Raw genomic sequence first — 25,674 nt, forward strand, 5'->3', positions numbered from 1 at the left:
AGAAAGACAATCATGAAAAAAATATTCCCAATATATCTACTGGCATTCTCTATAGCAATCACCTTTAGTAGTTGCAAGAAAAGCTTTGAAGAGCTTAGCCAAAACGAGAACAAACCAAATGCAGTTTCTGCTGCCCTGTTATTTAACGGGGTGTTAAATAACCTATCCGATCAGCCAGATGGCGCTAAGGAAACTTATAGCCAATACTACCTGAATAACTACGATTATTATGGTAATAACCGTTATGATTTGGGCAGTGGTGATGATTATTACACGACTTTAAAGAATGTAATTGCAATGGAAGAGCGTGCCACAGCAACTGGTGGAGCTGCAATTAATCCATATGAAGCGCTTGGTAAATTTTTCAGAGCTTACTTTTTCAGCAAGATGAGTTTAGAAATGGGCGATATCCCGATGAGCCAGGCCCTAAAGGGATTGGATGGTCTTGAGCCAGTTTACGATTCGCAAAAAACAGTGATGCAACAATCATTAGTCTGGTTAGAAAGTGCAAACAGCGATCTGGATCAATTGATAAAAAATCCGGCAAATTTTGGAACCGGTGCCGGAGCTACATTAAGTAACGACATCTATTTCAATAATGACTTGCTTAAATGGCAAAAAACCGTAAATGCGCTACGAATCCGTTTACTGATTCACCTGAGTAAAAAAACAAGTGATACCGATTTGAATATCATCAACCAATTTGCCAGCATCATTACAAATCCAGCTAAATATCCGTTAATGAGTGCCAATTCGGACAACCTGCAATATACATTTGTAGCCCCAAACAATTATTACCCACAAAATCCAAACAACTTCGGACAGAGTGGGTCGAGAAAAAACTCTTCTGCAACCTATATTAGCCTGCTTACCCAGTTGAAAGACCCTAGGGTTTATGCAACTGCAGAGCCTGCACGCGACCGTGTGGACAATTTAAAGCAAAGTGCAACTGATTTCAACTCTTTTGTTGGTGCTGATGCGGGTCTTGATTTAGGGGTAATGTATAATAATGCTGGTCTGCAAAAATATTCATTTATCAACCGTAAACGTTTTTACTCTACCTACACGGGCGAGCCCAGCATACAGATTGGCTATGCCGAGCTTATGTTCAATATTGCCGAAGGGATTAACAGAGGTTGGACAACTGGAAATGCAGAGAGCTATTACATTGCAGGAATTAAGGCCTCTATGGCCTCATACGGCATTCCGGAGAGCGGTAACTATACAGCGTATTTCTACCGCCCGGGTTCAACAGATGTAACGGTTGCCAGCAACTATGATACTTTTATCGTGCCAGTAGATTTTAATACCTATTATAACCAGACTGCGGTAAAGTATACAGCAGGTGCAACTGGAATTACCCAAATCCTTCAACAGAAATATCTGGCACTTTTCAGGCACTCGGGATTAGAATCTTACTTTACTTACCGTCGTACCGGCATTCCAGCCTTTACTACAGGGCCAGGAACGGGAAATGGTAACCGGATTGCTTTACGCTTCAAGTATTCTTCAGCCGAACGTACTTCAAATGCAAAGAACTACCAGGCCGCCTTAACCACGCAGTTTAGTGGCAATGATGATATCAACGGAACCATGTGGATCTTGAAATAATTCTTTTCTTACTATGCATACAAAGCCAATATGGCTTTGTATGCATTTAATATCACAATATGAAAAAATTGATCTTAATGTTGGCTTTATGTTTAAGCATATTTTGCAGCTTTGCACAAAAAACAAAAACCAAAAATCTGATTATTGTTACCTTGGATGGGATGCGCTGGCAGGAAGTATTCCGTGGAGCAGATTCAAGTCTAATCCATTCAAAATATACCGAGGATAAAGAGGATGTCCGTAAAAAATACTGGGCAAATTCAGCTGTGCAACGAAGAAAATTGCTTTTTCCTTTTCTTTGGAACACCTTGGCCGTTCAAGGGCAAATTTACGGCAATCAGGATCTGGGCAATAAGGATATGCTCGCCAATCCCTATCGCTTTTCTTATCCAGGCTATAACGAGATTTTCACAGGTTTTCCTGATCCAAGAATGAATACCAATGATCCTATTACCAACCCCAATCAGAACGTGCTTGAATTTATTACCAAGCAAAAAGGGTTTGAGGGTAAGGTTGTTGCCTTTTCCTCATGGGAACGTTTCCCACAAATCCTGAATACACATCGTTCTGGCGTACCAGTTTATGCGGGTTATACCAATCTAAAAAATAAGGATGCGAACCAACGACTAAAATATCTAAATGAACTTCAGCACGATGTTCCACATTATCTTGGCGATTCGACAAGACTGGACTTCATTACCTATGAATTCAGTAAGGAATACTTAAAGCAGTACAAGCCGAGGGTACTTTACATCGCTTTTGATGAAACCGATGATATGGCCCATGCAGGAAACTACAAATTCTATCTGGAAAGAGCTAAACAGGAAGATGGATACATAGAGTCGTTATGGAAGATGATTCAGGCAGATCCATTTTATAAAGATAGCACTACCCTGCTGATTACTTGCGATCATGGTCGAGGCGAACAGCCACTGGACAAATGGCGCGACCACGGCGCAGATGTTAAAGGAGCAGAAAACACCTGGTTTGCAGTTTTAGGTCCCGATAGCCCTGCAAGCGGTGAAATTAAAACCACCACCACAACTTATCATAAACAACTTGCGCAGACCATGGCTGCACTTTTGGGTTTAGATTTTAAATCAAATGCAGGTCACGAGGTTGGAGAGGCGATTCAAACGGTATTTAAATAAACACAGTGAATTAGAAAATTTCTTACGAGTAAAAGCACGCTAACAACACCGTGCTTTTACTATTTTTTGGTATAAGGCCAGACTAAGAAACAAATATGAATTAATCTTTAAGTTTGTCTATTCTAGCTAAACGGCGCAAATCTTCTACAAATTCGTTCGTGAATTTATCCGCAAGGGCTACTGATTAAAAGCTCATCGGAAGGTGGGCTGTTTTTGTTTCAGATATATCATTCATTATTTTATTTTTAGCCTTAGCAAGACACTAAGACTAGATGGTGATTTAAACACGGATAGAATGGCTATTTTATACAATATAACCACTCCATCCGTTAAATTATCACTTTGATTCTCCAGGCCTATGTTTATGTGGCTTTAGATCTGGATGCTTAGGCTTCGTTTCAGGTGTTACCCTGTGCCTTTTGTCTGGAGTACCATCTGGCTTATTAGGCTTAGGTCCAGGTTTAATTGCTTCAATTTTTTCCATAAAGTTTTTATATTAATTTAAGTGCCTACAAATCTAAACCAGAACTTATTTGCATAATTACGGTTTTCCCTTATAGCATAGAAGAGGCGCCCATGCCGTTCTTGAATGCTTATGGAGTACATCAGATCAGAGATAAAATAGCCATCCACGATCATGTATGTTACGTTATCGCATTATAACCTATATTTTATAGCTTGGTAGAAAACGGAACACCGATAGCATTATTAAAAACGATTTTAGCATGGGCGGCATATAGCAGGAAGCATTTGAATTGTCATTGCCGCAAAAAGGCGAATTTTATAACGAATATAAAAACGTACGTAAACACCATGGTTTTGTAATCAACTGGTGTTCAGAATATACAGGGTAAATAGTGGAACTGGTGAAGAAAAGAATATGCTGTTCCTTACCGATCCGCCTGCAACCATAATACGGAAGCCATAGTAGATTCGCTTGTATTATATATACACATCGATCAGCTAAATGAAATTACGGGCAATCTCACCAGTGGGGAACGTTTTGGCAGTCAAAATACTAAGCATAAAAAAAATCAGCTACAAAAATCAAGGTATAAGCTCAGTTGCTATGATGCCAAAGCCGTTTACATAATGGTGCCCGCCTTGAAGGTAAATAATCTTCGCTTTCTGAGTTGAAATCTCTTTTACAGGAAGGTCGGTCTCTTCTTTTCCAAAAAAGCATACAACTTTAGTACCTTGTACACGGTTGATTTCTGCAGGCACAGAAAATCCACTTTCATTGTTGCCAAAACTTAACAAATCCGAAACATGGATTTCAAAGTCGGTATCTTTTGATGGCGATAGCAGGCCTACAGCCAATACATTATGCCGCAGGTTCTCAGGCAATCTATTGTAAGCAAAACTCATTACATCCGCTCCAAAAGAATAACCTACTAAAATAACTTTTTGCTTTTTCCACTGCCCGGCATAAGTTTCTGTTATTTTGGTCATATCTTCAGCAAGCTGTGATGGGTTTTTCTTTTCCCAGAAATATTTTAATGCGTCAAGTCCTACAACCGGGGCTCCCCGCTCAGCAAAAGCGTCTACAATTTGTTGATCATAACCGGTCCAGCCGCCATCTCCGGAGATAAATACGACCATATAATCGCCACCGGTTGTTTTGGCTTCTGTAAGGTGAAGGGGAAGATCTAATTTTCGCATTGCCCCAACCGGGATTCCCTTTTCCTGGTTCTGAACAATTTCCTTATAGGCAGACATGAGCTGGGGAACCCAGTTTTTCTCATTTCCATAACCATGCCCTACGCCCGGAAGCGGTATAACCTTAGCATTGCCCACATTTTTTAAGAAAGCGGTCGTTGATGCGTAATTGCAAATTTTATCATTCTCGCCCTGAAGAGAAATGAGCGGTGCAGAAAGATTGCCCGCAGCGCCAATATCATAACCCTTGCCATCCTTACGTTTCAGAACCGTGAAATTACCAGAACCCTTACATAAAGGTTTTTTAATATTGATATCAGGACAAAACCCCAAAACAATTCCGGCCCTGAAAGTATTCTGTGGCGCCTGCGCCAATAAACCATATACCAGTGTAGCCCCTGAAGAATAACCTAAAAGTATAGGAACATTATAGGTTTTATAACCCAGCTTTTTCTGAATAAACTGGCTCATCCGCTCAAAATCTGCAGCAGGATATAAACAGGAAGTTGCACTTTTATTCATCGCACGGAAAACCGGCCTGATATCTACCCCGATTAAAAGCGTATGTTCGTCTTTTAGGTGCAAAGCGATGCCTTCAATACCTGCATTCCATCCGCCATCACCAGAAATGCAGATGATCACATTTTCTACCGTTTTCTCTGCTTTATAAAGCCTGAGTTTTCCAAATCCTGCATAAGATAGCGAGTCGGCAGGCGCTGCCATAATTTTGGAGGAAATTAAAATCAGCAGCAATACTACGGCTGTACACAAAGGGATTTGCAGATGAATACACTTTCGTAATAAATTATTTTTTTTCATCATGAAAAAGATTAATCGGCTTTCATTACAGCATTTAATGCAGAAGGAAGCCTTAAGAGATCAAAATGGGTATCATAAACTAAAAACCTGTCTTCCCAGGCAGGTGAAAACTTCTGTTTAAAATCGCGAAGACCATGGTAGTGGCTGAACATGCGAAGCTTTTCATAGGCAAACTTTACAGCCTGTTCAGGAAAATCTCTACCTTTCTCAATACCAGAAAGTGGTGCCATACCCATATTCAAAAACTTGTATCCATTGGCTTTACCATAAGCGATGAGTTCGACAATGAGCGCATCCATATTGCCACCAGGCGCATCTGTGGTCTTACGGATTAAATCATAAGTAAGCTCACCAGATGCATAATCGGGAATAATATTCAAAAATGCGACAACCTTTTCATCCTCATTTTCTAAAGATAAAAGCGGCTGATTTTTGAGTTCATTTTCATCAAACCTTCCCTGAGAAAAAACCATTTCCTCCCGCTCAAGGCTTATCAGCCAGTCATCGCTCACCTGTCTAACTTTTTGCAGCATGCCTGACTTTACAGGGGGAAGATAGGTTTTAATTACAAAACCCTTTTTCTGAATACTGCTTAGCGCATTTCTCAACGATTTTCTTGCGCCACCTTCCAAACTAAAACTATCAAGGTCTACTATGGCTTCCTGGCCAATGATAATATTTTTCCTTCCCAGTTTTTCATACAGGCCAATTTCTTTACCGTCTACACGGTAATAAGCGGCTTTAAGTCCATTCTGCAGACAAAACTGCTCAAACTCACGGAGTATGCCCAGTTTGATCTCTTCTTGATTTGCGCATACTGGTCCTTCTAAAGCGATGGCGAAATCTCCCGAAGCACGGTAGGCTATAAAACCATCACGATTTTCCGGAAAAAAGAAAAGCTTATCGCTATAGGTTTTAAAATAATCAACAGCAGAACGTCCGTATTTTTCCAGCAGTTGCTTCGCTTCTTCCAATTCCTCTTCCTCAACCCCATCTTCAAAAAGATAGGGTTTAATGGAACCATAAACGATTAGCAGGATAGCTCCGGCACCAAGTAAGCGTATCGAATTTAAAAACAGCGAGGCGAAATGGGTTTTGGCAACAAGCCCACCAGAATTGAGGAATATGAAATTATCAAAAGTGCTGCGGATAGCATTTTCTAAAGAAAAATCAATACCGAAATGCCTTTTATCGAGAAAGTAAAATCCAACTATACCATAAACAGTAACCGCGGCAAAGATTGTGAGTGCAACGCCCAAACTAAAATTCTGCAGGTTACGGTTTGCTTTTACATAATATTGTTTCCGGGTAAGCAGTAATACTACTAATACGGTAAGCGCCAAAACTGCCTCTTCATAATCAAGGCCTTTTATCATATTTCCACCGATGGCCAGTATGCAGAGCAAAACAGCGATATTCCAGGCGCTTCTCATTCCTTTTAACAAAAAGGCTGCGGTAATGAGCTGTAGCACACCAATCAACAACACCAATCCGTTTGATAACCTTAAAGCCTCAACAGGCAAAAAATTTGCGAGTATATCCAGACGTCCTTTAAGGGCCGGAGTAAGTACAGAGATAATATCAACTATACCCAAAGCAAAAAGCATCAACGCCGGCCAGATGCGCAGCACAATATTTCTTTTATTTAAAATAAAACTTAGCGCACCAAAAACCAATGGTAACCAAAATTCAAACAAGCGGTAAAGAAAGGTAACTGCTGCAGCCTGGGTGGTATCCAGGCCATATCGCTTGAGCACAAGTACAAGACTTAGCTCTACCGCACCAAGCCCTTTTAAAAATGGAGAGATCACCAGAAATAACGTAGCAATTACGTAACCCACAATAGCTGCATCCAGATGCCCTGAAATGCCCAGTGCCTTCATGGCAACAACAAGGTGGGCAATGCCGGCGAACTCAATAAATAAGGAGATTAATATGGTTTTGATCAGCGCAGCGGAAGAAAAATTACTTGCGGCGATTTCTGCTAAAATAAGTTCTGTATCTGGCCTAAAGCGGATAAGCTTTTGATATGCCCATCCTTTTTTGATCAGCGAAATACTTAAACCTACGAGAAGAATAATGGTTAGGCTAAGTGCAGCAAAAGCCAACAAATCGCCATCGAGCTGTTGTTTGGTGAACAGCAGATAAATCATTACGGGGATGGTTACAATAAATACTGTGAAAATACCCACAAGACCATATATATAAGAAGCTAAACTGATCCGTGTGCGGCTTACGCCGCTTTTTTCTATCTCTCCTGAGAAAAAAGCTAACGAAGTAACGCCTCCACCAGGCAGAAACACACTAACAAAATTCCTTTTAAGAAAAAGCTTTAACCCCTTGCCCATGCTAATGTTGGCATCTATGGTTTTAAAGCTATAACGATACATGATGGCGTGGCTAAGGCAATAAACTATGGTTAAGATAATGCCAATTATAACCAAAAGCGTGTTTGATGAGCGGATTATTCCACCAAGCTGGTGAAGCTCATGCTTCTGGTGCCGGAAAAAGAAAATGGCAAAAAGGATAAAGATAAAACCAAGAATTTCCTTGGCATAGTATTTCCTTGACTTAAAGTGTTGATGGTTCAGCTTGATCATAGGTAGATTATCTGGCTATGGCTAAAATAACAAATCAATTCAATAGTAAAAACATATAAATCATATAAATGACACACCAAATTTTATAGTAAAAAAGAGGGGCAAATTAGATCATTCTGTGAAAATTTTAACCGGACACTCATTGGTGAAACCATAATACCTAGAGGATTTTAAGTAAATTATCGTAATCAATACTTAGGCCAATTTTAAAATTATGATTTAATTAATTTGATTTGTTTAACACCTATTAGCCGCCAGGGAAATTGCTTTTGCCTTTTCTCTGATAATTCTTTTTCTTCCTGCGTATGCCTAAGCCTCATTTTTGCCACGGAGGGCGAAAAACACGGAAAAATTTAATTTCCTCTGTGATTTCTGTGTTTCCGTGGCTAATTAATTTTTGCACATATTTAAAAGAAATTCCCGGTATTAGCTGCCCGGCGAACCAGCAAGCGGCATAGAAAGCATTATATTTTGCCTTTCATCATTTTTAAAGTTTAAACCGGAATACCACGCAGGGCCTTTAAAAAAAGTGTAGCTTTTTTGTCCGTTCTGATCAATCGAAACCCGCTCTATGGCTGCTACCTGCTCTGGAATGCGGGCGCCAAACCAATCCGGATCAGCCTTCCCTTTCCAGGTAACCAGGTAAAGTACAGAACCAGCTGCATAATCTGCTCCATCTTTTAAACGTTTTGCGGCCATGCCGTTACCATAAAGTGCAGCCATTGTTTTTATTTCTGGCTGCAGGCTCACCGCCATTGGCGTCATTTCCAAAGGATTTTCAGGGAGTTTAGAAATACTGCTGACTGAAGCTTCTTTATTGATCCTGTTAGGTGTACTTGGTCTACAGCCCAACATGATGAATATAAAAAAAGAAAATATCCCTGCTGTGAATCGTAGTTTCATCTTATTTTTTATTAAAATCTTTAATATCAAGTGGTGTGGTAAATACATAATCGTTATTACGCTCGGGCCTGTGACAGCTGATGCATTCGGAATCAAACTTCACCGTTTTACCATAAGGCAGTAGGTTTTCTCCTTTCCAGCGTGCCCAGCCCCAACCCTTGGTATCGGCATAACGTTTAACATTTTTGATCATAAACTCCACCTGAACAAATTGGCCGGCATAAACGCTCCCATCTTTGGCCTGTTGTTGCTTCCATGCAGTTTTGGCAAATATGGTTCCGTCTGGCCAGGGATTTGTTTTTCCTTCATGTATTGCATTAACGGCTACTGGGTTTCCAAAAATGATGCGGATGGTGCCATTATCAAAACGTTCTGTAGTACTTATCGCTTTCCAGCTGCGGTAATTGGCAATATAGCCTACCCCATTTGGCGATTTTTTCACTTCCTTAACAAAAGCTTGCGCTTTCCCGTTTGCTGTGGTTTCTACTGGTGAAGGTTTACCTACGGCGTTATTTAACAGGTAATTTTTAAGCAGGTCGATATCTTTCTCATTCAGCTTTGCTGCCGGGTGTAATGCGGTATAACTGCTTAAGGGCATCTCTTTAGAAAGAATGGCATTTAAGGCGGAATACAAGAGGGCATTACGTTGTGGAGCAGCAAGGAAATCCCATTGTGAAAAATCCAACGCCTTTCTGCCATCACGGATATGCGAGGCTACCAAAAAATTAGCAGGGGTAAGTTTGTCGAACCATTGCCAGTTGGTTTGAGCAGAATGGCAATCGAAACAAGAGGTTTCCAATAACTTGGCTACTTCCTTCGTTACACCTGCCAGCATGTTAACCGGTACTGCTTTTGCAGAACTTAACTCCTTCGGTCTGATCAATTGTGCCAGCACGACCAGGCCAAGGATACAGAGAATAATTTTGAGTTTCATAGATTATTTTTTTGATCTACCCAAAACTAGTGACCAGAGACGCTTCAGGCTATTACAATGCCGCGAAAGGGATAAATTTACCCTTAAAGGCGAATAAATTACTTTGAATAGTCCGATCTTTTTAAGACCTTGACCGCTAAACTCCAATTAAATTTTTCCAGAAGATTTTTAACCAGTCACATGTTAAGAGGGCGATTACACATTCTGCTTTTTGCTGCCATAAGCATAACGGTATTACTGATCAGTTACTTTTCTTTCCGTTACCTTTACCACGGTGCAGCTGAAAAGTTATGGGCCAGCAAAATGGAATCTGGCGCCAGGGAAAGCAGGGAAATTGGCCGCTTGCTTGAACAACAGTTACAAAGTGGATTACCCCAGGAAAAGGTAATCCATAACCTACAGCAAAGCATAGAAAATACCGATACGCAAGGCGAGTTTATCTGCATGTACAATAAAAATGGCATCGAACTCTGTCACCCCAATCCGGCCTTAATCGGTCAGAAAATAACAGATAGCAATTCTATGCTCCAATCTGGCAATGCCATAATACCTTTTAATGAAGCCATTGCTCAGCAGAAAAGTTTGGGTGGTACAAGGAGTTTTTCGGAAGCGAAAAAGAGGAGTTCGGAAATTGTTAATATTTACTCGGTTAAGGGCAGCGATTGGATCGTAGCCGCACATGCCAATATCGAAGTATTACAAAACGAACTGTCTGGCCTCTACAACCAGTTCATTATTTGTTTTTTAACTACAGCGATTATCATTATCGGCAGTTGTTTATTGCTGATCAGGCAGATTTATAGCCGTTATGAAAAAGCGGTTTCGCTGGAAATTAATACCTTGAATGAGAAAGTGAATACTTTGGGCGGCCTAAATGAACAATTGGGGAAATTGCAACAGGAAAATGCCAGCGTTCCTTTAAATCCGGAGAAGGAAATCTTTAGAAAGCGAATTATTACCTATTTAAAGGATGAATTAATCCATCTTGAGACCAGTGAGATAGCATTTTTCTTTTTAGATGGGGTTTCCGTTAATATCGTAACGCACAACAATAAAAAATATTCAACTTCATTAAGTTTAGATGAATTGATGAAACAGCTCGATGGTGAACGCTTTTATCGTGCAAACAGGCAGTTCATCATCAGCCTGAACTGTATCGAAACCATTTACATTTACGGCAAAAATCAATTGAAGATTGTGGTTTCGCCAGAACCGGAAGAAACGATATTGATCAGTAAAAACAGGGTATCGGACTTTAAAAAGTGGCTGGACCGATAAATTGCTATCTCTTTTAACCTTCAATGCGACATGATTTAAATCCATGTACAAATGAAAACACAATTTGCAAACGTAATGCCGATAGGCAGGATCGGGCAACCGTCAGACATTGGTAAAGTAGCGGTATTCCTTGCTTCTGAAGAATCTTCGTTCTTTCTTGGTACCGAAATTCTTGTTGATGGTGTTATGACCTACCTAGCTAAGTAATGTAATATTTCTAATATCGCTCTGCAAAGAAATACCTGAAGAATATTCGTTTGGCATTTTTTCATAGCCAAAAGAGGCTGTATCATTAAGGAGTAGTTCATCTCAAATTTGTCAAGTTGAGCTTAGCCTGTGCTGAGCATGACGAAGTATCGAAACGCCTTTAACAGAGATCCTTCGACAAGCTCAAGGATGACAATTTACACATATGATACGGCCTCTTTTTGAGTAATTTTATAGTTAAAGTTTAAAAGCTACCCCCACGTTAAGCAATGCCAGGCTCTGATAGCCGAGTTCTGTAAAAAGAGCTGTATGGTTAGAAAGGTAATACTTACCGCCCGCAAACAAACCAAAGCCAACGCCACTGCCTGTAGCACCATTAAAACCCTCGCTGTTACTTACACTGGCAATGACGTAGCCCAGACTAGCCCCTCCATACACATCAAATTTGGGGGCGAGCTTAAGCAATTCGTTAAAATGGTAGGAACCTCGGGCACCAATGTAAAACGCATTCTGTTTGAAGCTATAGTTGGCACCTGCTGTATTTAAATCATATTTCGAACTGGCATAAGCCAATTGTCCACCCACGCTAATTTCGTCGGTAATACCTTTTTCGAAAGAAATACTGGGATTTACCGGCAGCGATGCAGCGTAACCTGAACCAAAAAACGGACTGCCAATACCGATACCAATATTCAGCAACTGATCACCTTTTCCGTAGGCCCTAATTGAAGTCGTATTTTTTGCAGAAACCTTGCTTTCCCGTTCAACTTTAGTTTTGGGCAATACTTTGCGTTTTGACGGCGACTGCGCCTTTGCAACAACACACATAGCTAAAATGACAGCCATCACAAATAATTGTTTTTTCATGTAGATAAGATTAAACTTGATTAAAGAATGAAATTCTTCTTTTGGACAGCCTTATAAAGCCTCCTAAAAGGTAAGGCAAAGATAGAATCCTTTCAGGCAGCAATTTATACCGGTTTTTAGGTATTTTTGAAGCATTTGAAATTAAATTACGACTCAATGCCGTCTATTTCAGATGTTTTTTTTTTACAGGGCTGCAGACAATTTCAGACTGTTAAGGAAGATTCGCAGTTTCAGATCAACTAGCTAATTTTCTTTAATTGACAATAAAATTAATCGTTACTGATTAAAAGTTCATTGTAAGATGGGCTTTCATGTTAATGTCTATCTATAATCAATTTGACTTTAGTCTTAGCGAGACGCTAAGACTAAATGAACTATATCGCTGTCATTTTATTAGGCGAAAGGTGCCTAATTCTCCCTTTTTAAGCAAATAGTTTGACTTGTTTTCCTGTTTTTACAGCCTCGTAGATGGCATCAATAATTTTAAGATCTTTCAAACCTTCCTCACCGTTTACAGGAACTACCGGCTTTTTATCTTCAAAAATAATAGTTGCCATTTCATCCATTTGTACAGTTTGATGCGTAGTTATGGGTTGCGTGAGTTCGCCCTGATGTGTTCTACCCTTGATCGGGCCATAACCAGTAGAAGGTTGCATTTCTGCAAATCCCTTATCACCACTCATAAAAAATCTATCCAGGTGATTGATGTTGTAGCTCGATAAACAAGATGCTACCGCACCGCTGGGGAACCCCAATTGAAATTGTATGGTTTCATCAACACCTTCTTTAAACTTGACAGGATCGGTTTTGGTTTCCTGAGCGGTTACCCAAATTGGCTCTTCGCCTACCATATATCTTGCGCCGTTAATTGCATAAATTCCAATATCCATCATCGATCCACCGCCCGCAAGTGTTTTGTTTAATCGCCACTGCGTAGGGTCTCCTATTTTAAAACCACATTGTCCCTGGAAAAACATGATTTTGCCGAAGTCGCCCGCATTTCGCATTCTGATCACCTCCAGTGTCCGGGGTTCAAAATGCATTCTATAACCAACCAGTAATTTTACATTTGCTTTTTTACAGGCATCAACCATCTCTTGACCTTCTTTTGCATTTAATGCCATCGGTTTTTCGCAAATGGCATGCTTTCCGGCTTTTGCGATACGTATAACCTGACTATGGTGCAGGGCATTTGGTGTAGTTACATAGATGGCATCAATATCTGGATTATTTTTCACCTGGTCGAAGTTCTCATAGTGATAACAATTCGTTTCCGGGATGTTGTACTTGGTTTGCCAATCCTTAACCTTTGAAGGTGTACCACTAATTACACCAACCAGTTTCGCTTTGGTACAAGCTTTCATTGCCTCTGCTACACGGGTGCCATATCCACCTAATCCCATAATGGCTACCCGGAGTACCCTACCCTCATATGGCTGCTTGATTTCTTCAGGCGCATCAGCAAATGCTGATATGGAACTTAATTGCAACATCAATGCTGATGCGCCCATTTTTTGTAGAAAATCTCTTCTAGTATTCATATTGCCCATTAGTTATATACCTTATCCGGAAAAAGCATCAATCCATACATACAATCAAACATTTTCACTCCTTAATGAATTGATTTACTTTATGATAGGTAACACAGATCGATTACATTTAGTTTTCAGAATATGATTTGAGGCCTGGTATGAATTAAAAATTTATAATTAATGAAAATAGAACCAACGCCCATCAAACATTTAATGCCCTTCTCCCTCCTCTTCTGCATTTTTCACCTTGCTTAATAAGTCGTAAGCGCCCTTTACCACTACTTTCGCACCATTAATCTGCTCGGCAAAAGAAACCTGGGTGTAACCATTTTCGGCAACACCTGTTTTTACTTCCATCATCCTGTACCGGTAATTTTTATTGCCCTTTTCGGCAGGTTGTTCTATAAATACAAATTTTTTGCCTTCAAATTCAACAATTGCTGCATCAGGTAGTGCTTCCACTTTGTTCATCCCGCTTTCTACATAGGCTTTAAGGTACATGCCAGGTAGCAGCTGTGTATCTTCTTTATCCAGGTGGCAGTGGATTTGTACGGTACGCTCTTTACTAATTTCTCTGCCGATCAGATAAACCGTAGCCATACGTTCTTTTTCCTCGTTGGCCAGTACAAAGCGAACTTTCTGCCCCAATTTAAGCTTGGGTACATCTTTTTCAAACACAGTAAGCTCTGCATGTAAGTGCTCGGTATCGGCGATTTTAAATAATACATCGGTTGTACTGGCAAAAGCACCTATATTGGTATTCACCTGAATAACATAACCTGCAATTGGTGTATATAGGTTAAAAGTCTTTTGGATCTGTCCTTTCTCCAATGCTGAAAAATTAACATTCATGATAGAAAGTTTAGAACGTTGGCCCAACAATCTTGCACTTACGCTCTGGTATTCGCTTCTTGCTTTCTGCAATGCTTTTTTAGAATTTACGTTTTCTTTTGCCAATTCTTCCTGGCGGTTTAACTCCTCCTTCAGGAACTGCAGTTGACTTCTATAATCCAGATAATCTTGTTGCATCTGAATAAATTCCGGATTTTGCATAACCGCTACGAGCGCCCCTTTGGCTACACGTTTTCCCTGCAGCATATCGGTACTTTTTAAAATCCCTTCCAGCGGTGTAGAAATAGATACCAGGCTTTGTGGCGGAAGATCAAGCATGCCGTTTACTTTGGTCGTTCCACTTAATTCTTTCCGCTCAATTTCGCCCAGGGTAATTTCCGATAGCTTCTGCTGCTCTGGGGTGAGCGTTACGATATCGTTCTTTTCATGAACGGGTTCTTTTTCAGGCTCCTTTTCTGCACTGGGGCGGCCACACCCTGCCAAATAAAACGGAAAGGCTGCCAGAATAAAATATTTATATAGAGATCTCATGATATTTATGCTTAAAATGATTTGTTGTTACCGGTTAAAAATTCTAGCTGATTAATGCTTTGGCTTAATTGGAGGAGTGCCATTAAGCGCCCCTCATAAATGCCGTTTGCTTGTTTCAAGTTCAACAGGTATTCCGTGTAGCCTATTTCTCCGTTCTGGTAAGCAATACGGCTGTTTTTTAATATTAAGGCTGCATTGGCTAAGGCCGAAGTGACAAAATAGTCGTACCGTTTCCTGTTTTTCAGGTATTCGCCCAGGGCTTGCTGATATTGGCCTGTTAGTTTTCGCTGCTGGAGTTCCAGATCGTTAGAAGCCATATCCTTATTAATCGATGCTGCCTTTGCCTTTACTGCATAGCCCCTGTAAAACAATGGAACAGAAAGTCCTATCTGAAAACCCTGAAAACGTTTATCGCGACCAAAAAAAACTTCGTTTCCATTAATGTTTTGAAAACCGGTTAGCGATTGGTTGAAATAGCCGAGGGTAAAATCGGGTAAGGCTTTGGCCAATTCTACCTTCCGCTGTTTTTCGGCAATCACAATCTGTTGCCTGAAATAGGCAATGGCTGGATTTTCATGTAGAAGCGCAGTATCTCCGATTGAGATTTCAGGTGTTTCTGTTAAAAATTTGTCTGCAATTATGGGTAAGCCACTACTACCAAGTAGTGTAGCCAGCTGCGCTTTATAAATTTCGATATCAGATCCGTTTTGGTCGAGCAGGCTCTGTACATCTTTAAGCTGTGTCTCTGCAGCCACCTTTTCAAGCAGGTTACCCTCTCCAGTTTTATACTTGAGCGAGGCCGATTTTACAAAACCCCTATAAATACTGTCTTGCTCAAACAGTAGTTTCTCTTTCGAATAAAGGTACTGAAGATTGGTATAAACCGCTTTGACCTGAAAGATAAGTTCGTTTTTACTGGAAGCGACCTGAAGCTGGCCAGCCTTGACACGTTCAGTACCCAATGCCGCATTTGCTGCAAAAAGCGTTGGAAAAGGAATGCTTTGCGAAACGGTAAAGTTGTTGTCGTTTTTAAACAGACTATTGTATTGTCCGTAAAGCATGGTTACCTCCGTTTTAGGCATTTCGAAAGCGCCTCTTCTAAGTGTCTGCTGCAGTTCTACACCAAGGTTAGCCCCGTTAATTGTCCGGTTGTTTTCGAGTGCCGAAGATACCGCCTGTTTTAGGGTTAGCGCCGTTTGCGCCTGAGCAGGTTGCAATCCAAACAAAGCGATAAACACAACTATAATGCCTGCGACCGGTAAGATTTTTACTTTTTTGCGCCCTATTTTTTCTATCCAGATATAAAGCACCGGAAGCACCAAAAGGGTGAGCAATGTTGCGGAGATGAGTCCACCGATAACAACTGTAGCCAGCGGTCGCTGCACTTCCGCACCGCTTCCGCCTGAGATGGCCATTGGAAGAAATCCCAGAGAGGCTACAAGGGCCGTCATAATAACCGGCCGCAGCCTAACCGAGGTTCCTGTTCTGATAATTTCTTGCATATCTTTCATTCCTTCTTTTTTTAACCTGTTAAACTCACTGATGAGAACAATACCATTAAGCACCGCCACACCAAATAGTGCAATAAAGCCGATGCTGGCAGAGATACTAAATGGCATACCACGCGCCCACAGCGCGAATACACCCCCAATAGCGGATAAGGGGATTGCGGTAAAAATTAAAAGTGCATGCTTGATGGATGAAAAAGTAAGATAAAGCAACAGTAAGATAAGCAATAAGGCCAATGGCACAGCAATACTCAATCGTTTATTAGCAGCCTGCAGGTTCTCAAAAGTGCCGCCAAAGGTTGGATAATATCCTGGTGAAAACTTAACTTCCGCATCAATTTTTTGCTGAATTTCCTTTACGATACTTTCCACATCTCTCCCCCGCACATTAAAACCAACCGTAATACGCCGCTTTGCATCATCGCGTTGAATCTGGTTAGGTCCTTCCCTATATTGAATATCGGCCAGTTGTTCCAGCGGAATCTGGTTGCCGTTGGGTGCAGTAACAAACAGGTTCTTTACATCTTCAAGCGACTGCCGGTTTTCTTTTTTGAGGCGAACCACCATATCGAACCTTTTTTCGCCTTCGAATACAAGACCAGCGACTTCTCCGGCAAATCCAGAACGGATCGCGGTATTCACATCCTCAATATTTAATCCGAACTGCGCAATCTTTTCCCTATGAAATTTGATGATCACCTGTGGAAGTCCTGAGGCCTGTTCCACATAAACATCCTGGGCACCTTTTATTTTTCTGGCTATAGTACCAATCTGTCCTGCGTAAGTACTTAGCTTCGAAAAATCTTCTCCATAAATCTTGATCACCACATCTTGCCTTGCTCCGGTCATAAGTTCATTAAAACGCATTTGGATGGGCTGTTGGAAGCCGAAAGTAACCCCAGGAATATACTGCTCCAGCTTGGCCTGCATTTTTTCTGCAAGCTCGTCTCTGGTTGAAGCTTTTGTCCAGTCGCCCTTATCCTTTAGGATGATAATCAGGTCGCAGGCTTCTACCGGCATCGGGTCGGTAGGAATTTCGCTGGAGCCAATCTTTCCGATGACCTCTTTTACCTCCGGAAAATTTGCTTTTAATACCTTTGCAGCCCGTGTAGCCGCTTCTATGGTTTGGGATAAGCTACTTCCGGTAAGCACCCTCGTCTCTACTGCAAAGTCGCCCTCTTCCAATGTGGGAATAAATTCGGCGCCCAGGTAATTGAAAATGATCAGCCCAAGCACAAATAACCCTACTGCAGTACCTATAACGGCCATTCTTGCCCGCAGTGCAAAATTGAGCATCGGCGTATATACACGTTGAAAAAAGGACATGATCCTGTCTGAAATATTTTTTTTCGTGCTAATGGTTTTGTTTAGAAACAGCGCACTCATCATCGGTACATAAGTTAACGACAAAATAAAAGCACCCAGGATAGCAAAAGCCACCGTCTGAGCCATTGGCCTGAACATTTTACCTTCTATACCAACCAGAGCCAGAATCGGGAGGTAAACAATAAGGATAATAATTTCGCCAAAAGCAGCGCTATTACGAATTTTGGATGCAGATTCGAAAATCTCTGCATCCATTTCCTGCTGGCTTAACCTGTTTTTGTTTTTTCGGATACCCAGATGGTGGAGAGATGCCTCCACTATGATCACTGCCCCATCTACGATTAGTCCAAAGTCTATGGCACCAAGGCTCATCAGGTTTCCGCTGACGCCAAAAAGGTTCATCAGGCAGATGGCAAAAAGCATGGCGAGCGGAATAACCGAAGCCACAATCAATCCGGCGCGGAAATTTCCCAAAAGCATTACCAATACAAAAATCACGATCAGTGCACCTTCCGCGAGGTTTTTGGTTACTGTACCAATAGCACTGTTTACTAATTTGGTACGGTCGAGGAATGGCTCAATGACAACCCCCTCTGGAAGATTCTTTGCAATCTGATCCATCCGGGTTTTTACGTTTTCGATAACCTTTGATGAGTTGGCACCCTTCAGCATCATCACTACCGCACCTACTACCTCACCCTCGTCGTTTCTGGTCATGGCACCGTATCTGGTGGCTGCCCCAATCCTCACTTCAGCCACATTTCGGATCAGCACAGGCGTACTATTTTCATTGGTCCGTACAACAATGTTCTCAATATCCTCCATACTATTAATCAGTCCCTCGCTCCTGATGAAATAGGCATTAGGTTTCTTATCAATGTACGATCCGCCTGTGTTCTGGTTATTTTTTTCAAGCGCCTTAAAAATATCGCTGATGGAGATATCCATGCTTCTGAGCTTATCGGGATTGATGGCAATCTCATACTGCTTGAGGTAGCCTCCAAAACTGCTCACATCTGCTATGCCTTCTACACCCAAAAGCTGGCGGCGAACAATCCAGTCTTGAATGGTGCGGAGCCCGGTGGCATCATATTTTTTTTCATATCCTTTTTTAGGGTGGATAACGTATTGGTAAATTTCTCCAAGTCCGGTGGTTAATGGTGCAATTTCTGGTGTACCAATGCCTTTTGGGATAGCGCGCTCTACCTCGGTAAGCCTTTCGCTGACCTGTTGGCGGGCCCAATAAATTTCTACATTTTCCTTAAATACCACCGTTACAACTGAAAGACCAAACCTGCTAAAGGAACGGACTTCTTCTATTCCGGGAATAGTAGCCATGGTTTGCTCCACCGGGTAGGTTACAAAACGCTCAATATCTTCTGCACCATTGCTCGGAGAGGAGGTAATAATCTGTACCTGGTTGTTGGTAATATCTGGAAGGGCATCTATAGGAAGTTGCCTAAGGGAGTATATACCCCAGGCGATGAGCGCCAGCATCATAATTCCCACCAGCAGTTTCTGCCTGATGGAGAACTGTATTATTCTGTTCAGCATGGTTGTTTAAATCAAAAATCAATAAATAGCAGGTCATCATTGCGTTTCATGACGCAAAATCTGCAGGTAAGAAACTGTCCATTTCTTGGACAGCAATAAGATAAATTGATTAAACGAGTTGAGGCGGCTGCCAAATATCGATTGGTTGTTTTTTCAATGCCGAGCATTGGAAAACCGGGTATGGTTTCCGGAATACCGGAATAGTAAGATTTGTTAACTTTTCTGAAGGGAAGTGCTGACCAACCGAGCAGCAAGCACAGCTACAGATTGGTGGACAGGCTTCTCCATGTCCATGTTCAGCTTTTGGATGATTGCGCTGCAGAATGCTTTCGGTTTGAGACTTTGAAACCATATCTAACTTATCCTGGCAGGGCATTAGGCCCAGAAGGATCAGGTAAAGAGAAAAAAGGAATACAAAGTTTTTCACCAGAGGCAAATGTAATGATTTAAGTTTTTAATTTATAAAGCTGGTTTTTATTAAATCGCTATCCTTTCTTGATTGTGAAAAACCTATCTGCTAATTTATTAATTGATAACCATTTCAGATGAAAATTAATATCTTGTGGAATTAAATTAACGATCATGCTTCATCTCTCGTATGCTGTCGAAAACATTTTAAAACATCGAATTTGTTTTTAACCCCTGTAGTTATTGGAAAATTTTAATTCATGTTACAGACTGATTTGTGCAGTATGGGAAGATTTGAAGAAATACTAACAAAAAATAATGTCATTAAGCGTACTAGTAGACTAAAAACCACATTTGAAGAGGTTGAAAATATAATAAACTTCAAACTTCCTAAAGATTATAAAAATTTCGTGTCAAATTATTTGGGATTTGAAGGTTTTATTGGGGAGCAATATGTTAAGCTTTGGGACTTCATAGTTTTGAAACCAATCCTATTATACTACTGGCATCAATTATTTATATTTAGAGGAACAAATGATCAACCAAAAAAATGCGCTAATCAACTAAAAATGGAACAAAGAAAACTATCTGAATTAACAAACGAAGAACTGTTGCAAGAATCAAAGAAGAAGAAATCAGCAGCCATCATGAATGCATTGTTAATAGGATTTCTGGCTGGTATTATATTTTTTAGTGTGGCCAAAAATACTTTAGGCTTCTTAACACTCATCCCGTTATTTTTCATCTATAAATTGGTCAATAATTCTAAATATGATAATCGCGAATTAGAAAATCTCTTAAAAGAGAGGGGATTAAAGTAGTAGCTTCAAAAAAATTAATCCTCAATTTATCAACTGACAAACTGTTGTCACAGGCTGGTTTTAGTTTTGTTCTATTAAACAAAATATCAGCAGTTATGATTACCAAAAGCGAATTACTACAACACTGGTTAGGCCACAGAAAACTAACCCGAAAAACCATTGAAAAATTCCCTGAAAAAGAATTATTCGAATTTTCAGTCGGTGGAATGAGACCTTTTTCAGCATTAATTAAAGAGTTATTATCAATTGATGCTCCTGGTTTAAAAGAAATGATTACGAGAGAAACAACTCCTTTTAGTCATGATCTTCCATTAAATACCAAAGAAGAGATCCTAAAGAAATGGGATGAGGATACTGCACAAATCGTGGAATACTTTAATCAACTAAATGAGGATCAGCTTCATGAAACAATTAAATTATTCGGGCAGTACGAATTTACGATAATTAGTCACCTCTTGTACTTCATTGATAACGAAATACATCACCGTGGTCAGGGCTTTGTGTATTTAAGGGCCTTAGGTATTGAGCCTCCATTTTTCTGGGACCGTTATTAAATATTAAAAGAGCTATTTAAGCTCTTTTAATATTTATCCTCTTCAAACCAGATTCCATGATCTCTACCAGCTCATTATTTAAATGGGCTGGTTCTATAATTTCTGCTACATCAACATATTTTAAAAACCAGCGTACAAAAGAAACAAGAGGGAGAGAACAGTCGAAATGCATCAGCACAAAATCACCTGCAATTTTTTCTTCCTTAAATCCGAAAATCTGCCGGTCCCAATATAAAAAATGTGCATACTTCCGGTCCACCTTGATTTCGATTTTAATTATATTTTCGCATAGGTCTTTATCGCGGAATTCATTAATTGGCGGATGTGTAATGGTAAAGTTCTCTTGGAGCACCAAAACTTTTTTAATCCTATCTAATCTAAAATTGCGGTAATCTTTTCTTAAATGGCAATAAGCTAAAAGATACCAGAGATTGTGTTCGTAGAATACGCCTATGGGTTCTACAGATCTGCCAACCGGGTTAATATCACCACTTTTGAGGTAATCGATATGGGTTATTTTTTTCTTTAAAGCACTATTGAGTAAAACATCGATAATGTTAGGCAGGTAATCATTGGATGTTAAGTTGTTTTTGAGGTGTATAGTATCTTCTAAGTGTAGGAAATCTCTTTTTTGATGTACCTGGAATGAGCTTTTTATCTTAATCAGTGCTGCCTCAAAATGTTTTTTAATAAATTCGGTTTCATGTTTCTGCATTACTTTTTCGGCAACCATTAAGCTCAGAATTTCTTCCTGGGTAAACCGGGATGGCTGTAGCCTAAAACCTTCCATAATCGAATAACCAGATCCTGATTCATTTATGATCGGAATGCCTGCCATCTCCAAAGCTTTCAGATCCCTGTAAATTGTCCTTAAACTAATTTCGAAACGCTTTTGTAATTCTTCAGTAGTGACTACAGATTTAGACTGCAATAGAAAAAAAATCTGTAGTATCCGGTCAAATCTTTTGGTAATGTCCATTCGTTAAAAATGCAGGTATTTAATTTAACAGCTCATTAATCTATTTGCCCTTAGCGGGAAATAAAATTAATTAAGCTTACCACAAATTTAGCATACTTTGTGACAGCCTTATGTCAGCGTTGATAGATCTTTGATAGGTTTAAAATTAAATAACAGCGCACTTAAATACCATAAAACCATCGCATCCGCTTGATGATAATTGGTGAGTTTAAATATAGGAAATCGCTATAATCACTGTCCAGATCAAGCTAAAAACACATCCAAAATACAACATTGGCATATTTTGTTTCAAGTTTTTCTTAATGAAGACAGTATAAATGATCCAACCAAAAAAGGCAATAAAATAGCATGGAACTGCAAATAATAACATCAGCTTAAAATTGGTAACCAAATATAGCAATTAAAGCAACATCACAAATCATTTACACATACAGATACATTTAAAATTTTAAGACGCTGATGTTAATCAACTTGTAACTGACGACATTACCGATTAATCTTCTTTTTTACAGCTTTATGTTGCGTAGCCAATAATACACCGCTGAGTGCTGCAGTTAAGAAAATGCCTTCACAAATCAATAAAGGTTTTTTCTTTTTAAAACCCCGATAAAAAGTATGCGCAGCCATTACGCCGAGGCCAGCAAACTCTATATTGCGCTGTAACCTTTTGGATGAATCCTTATTTTTGATTAAAACTAGACGCAATAGCTCATCTATTAAACTGATGTTTTTGGAAACACCTTTTCTAATCTGCTTTTTGCTTGCCGAAGTACCCAGTTTTTTAGCAGCACTTTGTAATCCTGTAGTGGTAATCTCATTAATCAACCGTGTTTTAGTATCTTTTTTTTCCATATCACTATCCTTAGGTCCTATTATTTTAACCGACATAAAGGAATATGGTTTTGATTAATTGAGAATAGTGTGATCAGCAATTTTATTTTTAAGATAGGATAACGAGATCAATATCTTTCATCGCCAGATTCTTGAGCAAGCCATTAAAAACCGCTGTACGTAAAATTACCTGAAAAATATTAAGGTGGGGTTTACCAATGCATATCGTGGTAACTTCTTTTTCAGTAGCGATATCGATAATGGTTTTAGTAATGGCGTTACTTTTTATTTTAATCACTTCGGCACCCAGTTCTGTAGCGAGTTTAAAGTGGTTAATCAAATGGCGTTGTTTATCCAGTTTAATCCGTTCCATACTTTCACTATCACTTTGCACATACAGCACCATCCATGGCGATCGGTAATACGAAGCCAGTCTTGCTGTTTTCCGGATGACTACTCCTGCAGTTTCGGCATTAGAAGAAATACAGGCCAAAAAGCGTTCAGGCCTAAGTTTAATTGATTTGGGAATTTCGGTCTGGATTTTCCGTTCTACCTGGTGCACCACTTCCTTTAAGGCCAATTCGCGCAGCTGAAGAATTTTATCCGATTGAAAAAAATTACCCAATGCCCTTTCAATTTTTGATTGATCGTAAATTTTGCCTTCTTTAAGGCGGGTAACCAGTTCGTCGGCCGTAAGGTCGATGTTTACAATTTCATCGGCGATCTCCAATATCTTATCCGGGATCCGTTCGGTAACAGCTATACCTGTAATCTGCTCAATTTCTTCATTAATACTTTCCAGGTGCTGGATATTTACTGCAGAGATTACACTGATCCCTGCCTCAAGCAGATCGAAAACGTCTTGCCAGCGTTTGGTATTTTTACTGCCTTCGGCATTGGTATGGGCAAGTTCATCCACAATCACGATTTCAGGATGGCGGTTCAAGATCCCGTTCAGGTCCATTTCCTCTATTTCTTTGCCCCGATAAAAGATTTTCCGTCGTGGGATAAAAGGAAGGCCTGCAACAAGTGCTTCAGTTTCTGCCCTTTTGTGGGTTTCAACATAACCAATGCAAATATCTACGCCATTTCGTAACAATGCATGCGATTCCTGAAGCATACGGTAAGTTTTACCCACACCAGCACTCATGCCAATGTAGATTTTGAGCTTTCCGCGTCTGGATTTTTTAACCAGATCTAAAAAGTGCCTGACCGATTCTTCTTTTTGTTCTTCTTCCATCATTTTTACCAGGAAACATTCATTACTCCTTTTTCTATCAATATCGTAATTGCAACAATCATAACCAACGTAAATAATAAGATTATAAACCTAAAAGAGATCTTATGATAAAGCAACTTAAAGTATTTTTCTGTTGCATAACTTCTCTTTGCACCTGTTTTGTTCCTTTTTATCGAATTCAATTTTCGCATCATTACTATTCCTGAAAACGCTAAAAAAAGGCTGAATATGATTTCTATATAGGGATGCATTGTTCAGTACGAAATTTTTACAAAAGTTAATTTCATTTTAAAAATGTCGTCATTCCCGCGCACGCGGGAATCTTAATGAACTACGCATTTGCATTAAGATTCCCAATCAAGTTGGGAATGACGAACGTTTTGGTATGCTAAAACGATACCGCAATACTCGCCGTTAAACTTGCATTGCCGTTAACCGCAGCACCTTCCCTTGCAAAAATTTTGTCTTTGCTATCATAGGCTTTTCCTTCTAACCTCACAACAGCATTCGCTATTGGCGAATAATCAAGATTTAAAGAATAACCTTTGGTTTTAAAACCTTGTGGCGTGCCGGTGGCAATAAAAATTCCGTTTTTATCGTCATAATATTCAAACCTTCCGGCAACAGCCCATTTTGGGGCAAACTTATATTGTGCAATAGCTACCGGAGAAATGACTTCGTTTTTATCACTGCTGCCTTTCTGTTTTTGTTGCGTGCCGTAATCAAATCCAAGGGTTACGCCAAATTTATCGGTTAGCTGAAAAATTCCATAAATGTTGTGGTAAAAACGATTAACCCTAACCGAATCGGCACCTTCTGTTCCAAGATAATTACTGTAGTTTACCGTAATTTTATCTGTCGGTTTCCAGGTAAGCTGAAGTCCGCCGGCAGGTTTATTATTTCCATTCTGGCGGGTAATGCGTTGCCATCCGTTGAGATACAATGCGGTGGCCGTAAATTTTCCATCTTTGGTACCATAAGTAATTTTCGCACCAGATTCATAGTAAGGTGTATTTTCTGAAGCAATATTCCTGGTAAGTACCCAACAATCTTTCGAAACCGCACTTTCAAAACCGATATGCGAAGAAAAGATTCCCGCATCAATCCAAAGGTTTTCTGTTTTGGATAATTTTACCCCGGCATTGGCCTCTAAGATATTTTTTAGTACGCCAGGCTCGGCAGCCAGGTTGGCATTGGCATAAGTTCCTGCCATTACCGCTAAATTAGCCCTGATCATTCCGCTATCATACGCTGCCTTAATAAAGCCAAGGTTCAGGTTTACTTCGTTTGTGCGGTTATGCGAATAAATAAAACCAGGACGGTTATGGTCTGCAGGTTTGTTAAAATCGTATCCGTAATAGGCTTCAAGATAACCTGTTACTTTAATCTTAGGTTCTTCCTGTGCTTTTGCAATAAATCCTGTAGTAAGCGAAGCGGCAAGTAATAGTATTTTTTTCATTTTATCTGATTGTTTTTATTGGGCAAAGCCTAAGGCCTAGGCTATTTGCA

18 protein-coding genes are annotated in these 25,674 nt (G+C 40.0%); 6 read left to right on the top strand and 12 right to left on the bottom strand.

The window, feature by feature from the left end; translation table 11 throughout:
* Positions 1-12 precede the first annotated feature (12 nt).
* Positions 13-1,611, top strand: coding sequence for a SusD/RagB family nutrient-binding outer membrane lipoprotein (locus OQX63_RS04975; RefSeq protein ID WP_265849776.1), 1,599 nt, complete (start codon positions 13-15; stop codon positions 1,609-1,611).
* Positions 1,612-1,670: 59 nt separating this feature from the next.
* Positions 1,671-2,762, top strand: coding sequence for an alkaline phosphatase family protein (locus tag OQX63_RS04980; protein ID WP_265849777.1), 1,092 nt, complete (start codon positions 1,671-1,673; stop codon positions 2,760-2,762).
* A 1,047-nt stretch (positions 2,763-3,809) separates the two neighbouring features.
* On the opposite strand, the gene OQX63_RS04985 is transcribed toward OQX63_RS04980, so the two are convergent.
* From OQX63_RS04985 to OQX63_RS05000, 4 genes are all read right to left on the bottom strand, one after another.
* On the bottom strand, positions 3,810-5,144 hold the full coding sequence (locus OQX63_RS04985) for an AcvB/VirJ family lysyl-phosphatidylglycerol hydrolase (protein WP_265849778.1): 1,335 nt from the start codon (positions 5,142-5,144) through the stop codon (positions 3,810-3,812).
* Between the two features lie 107 nt (positions 5,145-5,251).
* Complete coding sequence (locus OQX63_RS04990; protein ID WP_265849779.1) at positions 5,252-7,840, bottom strand: phosphatidylglycerol lysyltransferase domain-containing protein; 2,589 nt, start codon at positions 7,838-7,840, stop codon at positions 5,252-5,254.
* Between the two features lie 426 nt (positions 7,841-8,266).
* Positions 8,267-8,743 (bottom strand): hypothetical protein, encoded by a 477-nt coding sequence (locus OQX63_RS04995; protein WP_265849781.1) that lies wholly within the window; start codon positions 8,741-8,743, stop codon positions 8,267-8,269.
* Between the two features lies 1 nt (position 8,744).
* Positions 8,745-9,677 carry a cytochrome P460 family protein gene (locus tag OQX63_RS05000; protein WP_265849782.1) on the bottom strand — a complete coding sequence of 311 codons (933 nt, stop codon included), beginning with the start codon at positions 9,675-9,677 and terminating at the stop codon, positions 8,745-8,747.
* Between the two features lie 180 nt (positions 9,678-9,857).
* Here OQX63_RS05000 and OQX63_RS05005 point away from each other — a divergent pair, with 180 nt between their 5' ends.
* Together OQX63_RS05005 and OQX63_RS05010 are read left to right on the top strand one after the other, a co-directional pair.
* Positions 9,858-10,955, top strand: a complete 1,098-nt coding sequence (locus OQX63_RS05005) for a LytR/AlgR family response regulator transcription factor (RefSeq protein ID WP_265849783.1) — start codon at positions 9,858-9,860, stop codon at positions 10,953-10,955.
* A 51-nt stretch (positions 10,956-11,006) separates the two neighbouring features.
* On the top strand, positions 11,007-11,162 hold the full coding sequence (locus OQX63_RS05010; RefSeq protein ID WP_265849784.1) for an SDR family oxidoreductase: 156 nt from the start codon (positions 11,007-11,009) through the stop codon (positions 11,160-11,162).
* Positions 11,163-11,399: 237 nt separating this feature from the next.
* On the opposite strand, the gene OQX63_RS05015 is transcribed toward OQX63_RS05010, so the two are convergent.
* The 4 genes from OQX63_RS05015 to OQX63_RS05030 all read right to left on the bottom strand — a co-directional run bounded on the left by OQX63_RS05015 (position 11,400) and on the right by OQX63_RS05030 (position 19,332).
* Positions 11,400-12,029 carry an outer membrane beta-barrel protein gene (locus OQX63_RS05015; RefSeq protein WP_265849785.1) on the bottom strand — a complete coding sequence of 210 codons (630 nt, stop codon included), beginning with the start codon at positions 12,027-12,029 and terminating at the stop codon, positions 11,400-11,402.
* 422 nt (positions 12,030-12,451) lie between these two features.
* Entirely contained in the window at positions 12,452-13,570 is a 1,119-nt protein-coding gene (locus tag OQX63_RS05020) for a Gfo/Idh/MocA family protein (RefSeq protein WP_265849786.1), read from the bottom strand.
* A 201-nt stretch (positions 13,571-13,771) separates the two neighbouring features.
* Positions 13,772-14,944 carry an efflux RND transporter periplasmic adaptor subunit gene (locus OQX63_RS05025; RefSeq protein WP_265849787.1) on the bottom strand — a complete coding sequence of 391 codons (1,173 nt, stop codon included), beginning with the start codon at positions 14,942-14,944 and terminating at the stop codon, positions 13,772-13,774.
* 11 nt (positions 14,945-14,955) lie between these two features.
* On the bottom strand, positions 14,956-19,332 hold the full coding sequence (locus OQX63_RS05030; protein WP_265849788.1) for a CusA/CzcA family heavy metal efflux RND transporter: 4,377 nt from the start codon (positions 19,330-19,332) through the stop codon (positions 14,956-14,958).
* Between the two features lie 692 nt (positions 19,333-20,024).
* Between OQX63_RS05030 and OQX63_RS05035 the strand changes: the two genes are divergently transcribed.
* Both OQX63_RS05035 and OQX63_RS05040 read left to right on the top strand, forming a co-directional pair.
* Positions 20,025-20,561, top strand: coding sequence for a hypothetical protein (locus OQX63_RS05035; protein ID WP_265849789.1), 537 nt, complete (start codon positions 20,025-20,027; stop codon positions 20,559-20,561).
* Between the two features lie 95 nt (positions 20,562-20,656).
* Positions 20,657-21,115, top strand: a complete 459-nt coding sequence (locus tag OQX63_RS05040; protein ID WP_265849790.1) for a DinB family protein — start codon at positions 20,657-20,659, stop codon at positions 21,113-21,115.
* 16 nt (positions 21,116-21,131) lie between these two features.
* Here the strand turns inward: OQX63_RS05040 and OQX63_RS05045 are convergent, their stop codons facing one another.
* The 4 genes from OQX63_RS05045 to OQX63_RS05060 all read right to left on the bottom strand — a co-directional run bounded on the left by OQX63_RS05045 (position 21,132) and on the right by OQX63_RS05060 (position 25,624).
* Entirely contained in the window at positions 21,132-22,094 is a 963-nt protein-coding gene (locus tag OQX63_RS05045) for a helix-turn-helix transcriptional regulator (protein WP_265849791.1), read from the bottom strand.
* Between the two features lie 486 nt (positions 22,095-22,580).
* On the bottom strand, positions 22,581-22,982 hold the full coding sequence (locus OQX63_RS05050; RefSeq protein ID WP_265849792.1) for a hypothetical protein: 402 nt from the start codon (positions 22,980-22,982) through the stop codon (positions 22,581-22,583).
* A gap of 52 nt (positions 22,983-23,034) precedes the next feature.
* Positions 23,035-24,165, bottom strand: a complete 1,131-nt coding sequence (locus tag OQX63_RS05055; RefSeq protein WP_265849806.1) for a sensor protein KdpD — start codon at positions 24,163-24,165, stop codon at positions 23,035-23,037.
* Between the two features lie 388 nt (positions 24,166-24,553).
* On the bottom strand, positions 24,554-25,624 hold the full coding sequence (locus tag OQX63_RS05060; protein ID WP_265849793.1) for a porin: 1,071 nt from the start codon (positions 25,622-25,624) through the stop codon (positions 24,554-24,556).
* Positions 25,625-25,674 lie beyond the last annotated feature (50 nt).

Source organism: Pedobacter sp. PF22-3 (assembly GCF_026239555.1).
GTDB lineage: Bacteria > Bacteroidota > Bacteroidia > Sphingobacteriales > Sphingobacteriaceae > Pedobacter.

What these genes read in the sequence shown, in the direction of transcription:
- OQX63_RS05015 (WP_265849785.1), bottom strand. Translation starts at nt 12,029, where the DNA reads ATGAAAAAACAATTATTTGTGATGGCTGTCATTTTAGCTATGTGTGTT.
- OQX63_RS05060 (WP_265849793.1), bottom strand. Translation starts at nt 25,624, where the DNA reads ATGAAAAAAATACTATTACTTGCCGCTTCGCTTACTACAGGATTTATT.
- OQX63_RS05025 (WP_265849787.1), bottom strand. Translation starts at nt 14,944, where the DNA reads ATGAGATCTCTATATAAATATTTTATTCTGGCAGCCTTTCCGTTTTAT.
- OQX63_RS04980 (WP_265849777.1), top strand. Translation starts at nt 1,671, where the DNA reads ATGAAAAAATTGATCTTAATGTTGGCTTTATGTTTAAGCATATTTTGC.
- OQX63_RS05000 (WP_265849782.1), bottom strand. Translation starts at nt 9,677, where the DNA reads ATGAAACTCAAAATTATTCTCTGTATCCTTGGCCTGGTCGTGCTGGCA.
- OQX63_RS04990 (WP_265849779.1), bottom strand. Translation starts at nt 7,840, where the DNA reads ATGATCAAGCTGAACCATCAACACTTTAAGTCAAGGAAATACTATGCC.
- OQX63_RS05045 (WP_265849791.1), bottom strand. Translation starts at nt 22,094, where the DNA reads ATGGACATTACCAAAAGATTTGACCGGATACTACAGATTTTTTTTCTA.
- OQX63_RS05050 (WP_265849792.1), bottom strand. Translation starts at nt 22,982, where the DNA reads ATGTCGGTTAAAATAATAGGACCTAAGGATAGTGATATGGAAAAAAAA.
- OQX63_RS05010 (WP_265849784.1), top strand. Translation starts at nt 11,007, where the DNA reads ATGAAAACACAATTTGCAAACGTAATGCCGATAGGCAGGATCGGGCAA.
- OQX63_RS04975 (WP_265849776.1), top strand. Translation starts at nt 13, where the DNA reads ATGAAAAAAATATTCCCAATATATCTACTGGCATTCTCTATAGCAATC.
- OQX63_RS05040 (WP_265849790.1), top strand. Translation starts at nt 20,657, where the DNA reads ATGATTACCAAAAGCGAATTACTACAACACTGGTTAGGCCACAGAAAA.
- OQX63_RS04985 (WP_265849778.1), bottom strand. Translation starts at nt 5,144, where the DNA reads ATGGCAGCGCCTGCCGACTCGCTATCTTATGCAGGATTTGGAAAACTC.
- OQX63_RS04995 (WP_265849781.1), bottom strand. Translation starts at nt 8,743, where the DNA reads ATGAAACTACGATTCACAGCAGGGATATTTTCTTTTTTTATATTCATC.
- OQX63_RS05005 (WP_265849783.1), top strand. Translation starts at nt 9,858, where the DNA reads ATGTTAAGAGGGCGATTACACATTCTGCTTTTTGCTGCCATAAGCATA.
- OQX63_RS05055 (WP_265849806.1), bottom strand. Translation starts at nt 24,165, where the DNA reads ATGGAAGAAGAACAAAAAGAAGAATCGGTCAGGCACTTTTTAGATCTG.
- OQX63_RS05020 (WP_265849786.1), bottom strand. Translation starts at nt 13,570, where the DNA reads ATGAATACTAGAAGAGATTTTCTACAAAAAATGGGCGCATCAGCATTG.
- OQX63_RS05035 (WP_265849789.1), top strand. Translation starts at nt 20,025, where the DNA reads ATGGGAAGATTTGAAGAAATACTAACAAAAAATAATGTCATTAAGCGT.
- OQX63_RS05030 (WP_265849788.1), bottom strand. Translation starts at nt 19,332, where the DNA reads ATGCTGAACAGAATAATACAGTTCTCCATCAGGCAGAAACTGCTGGTG.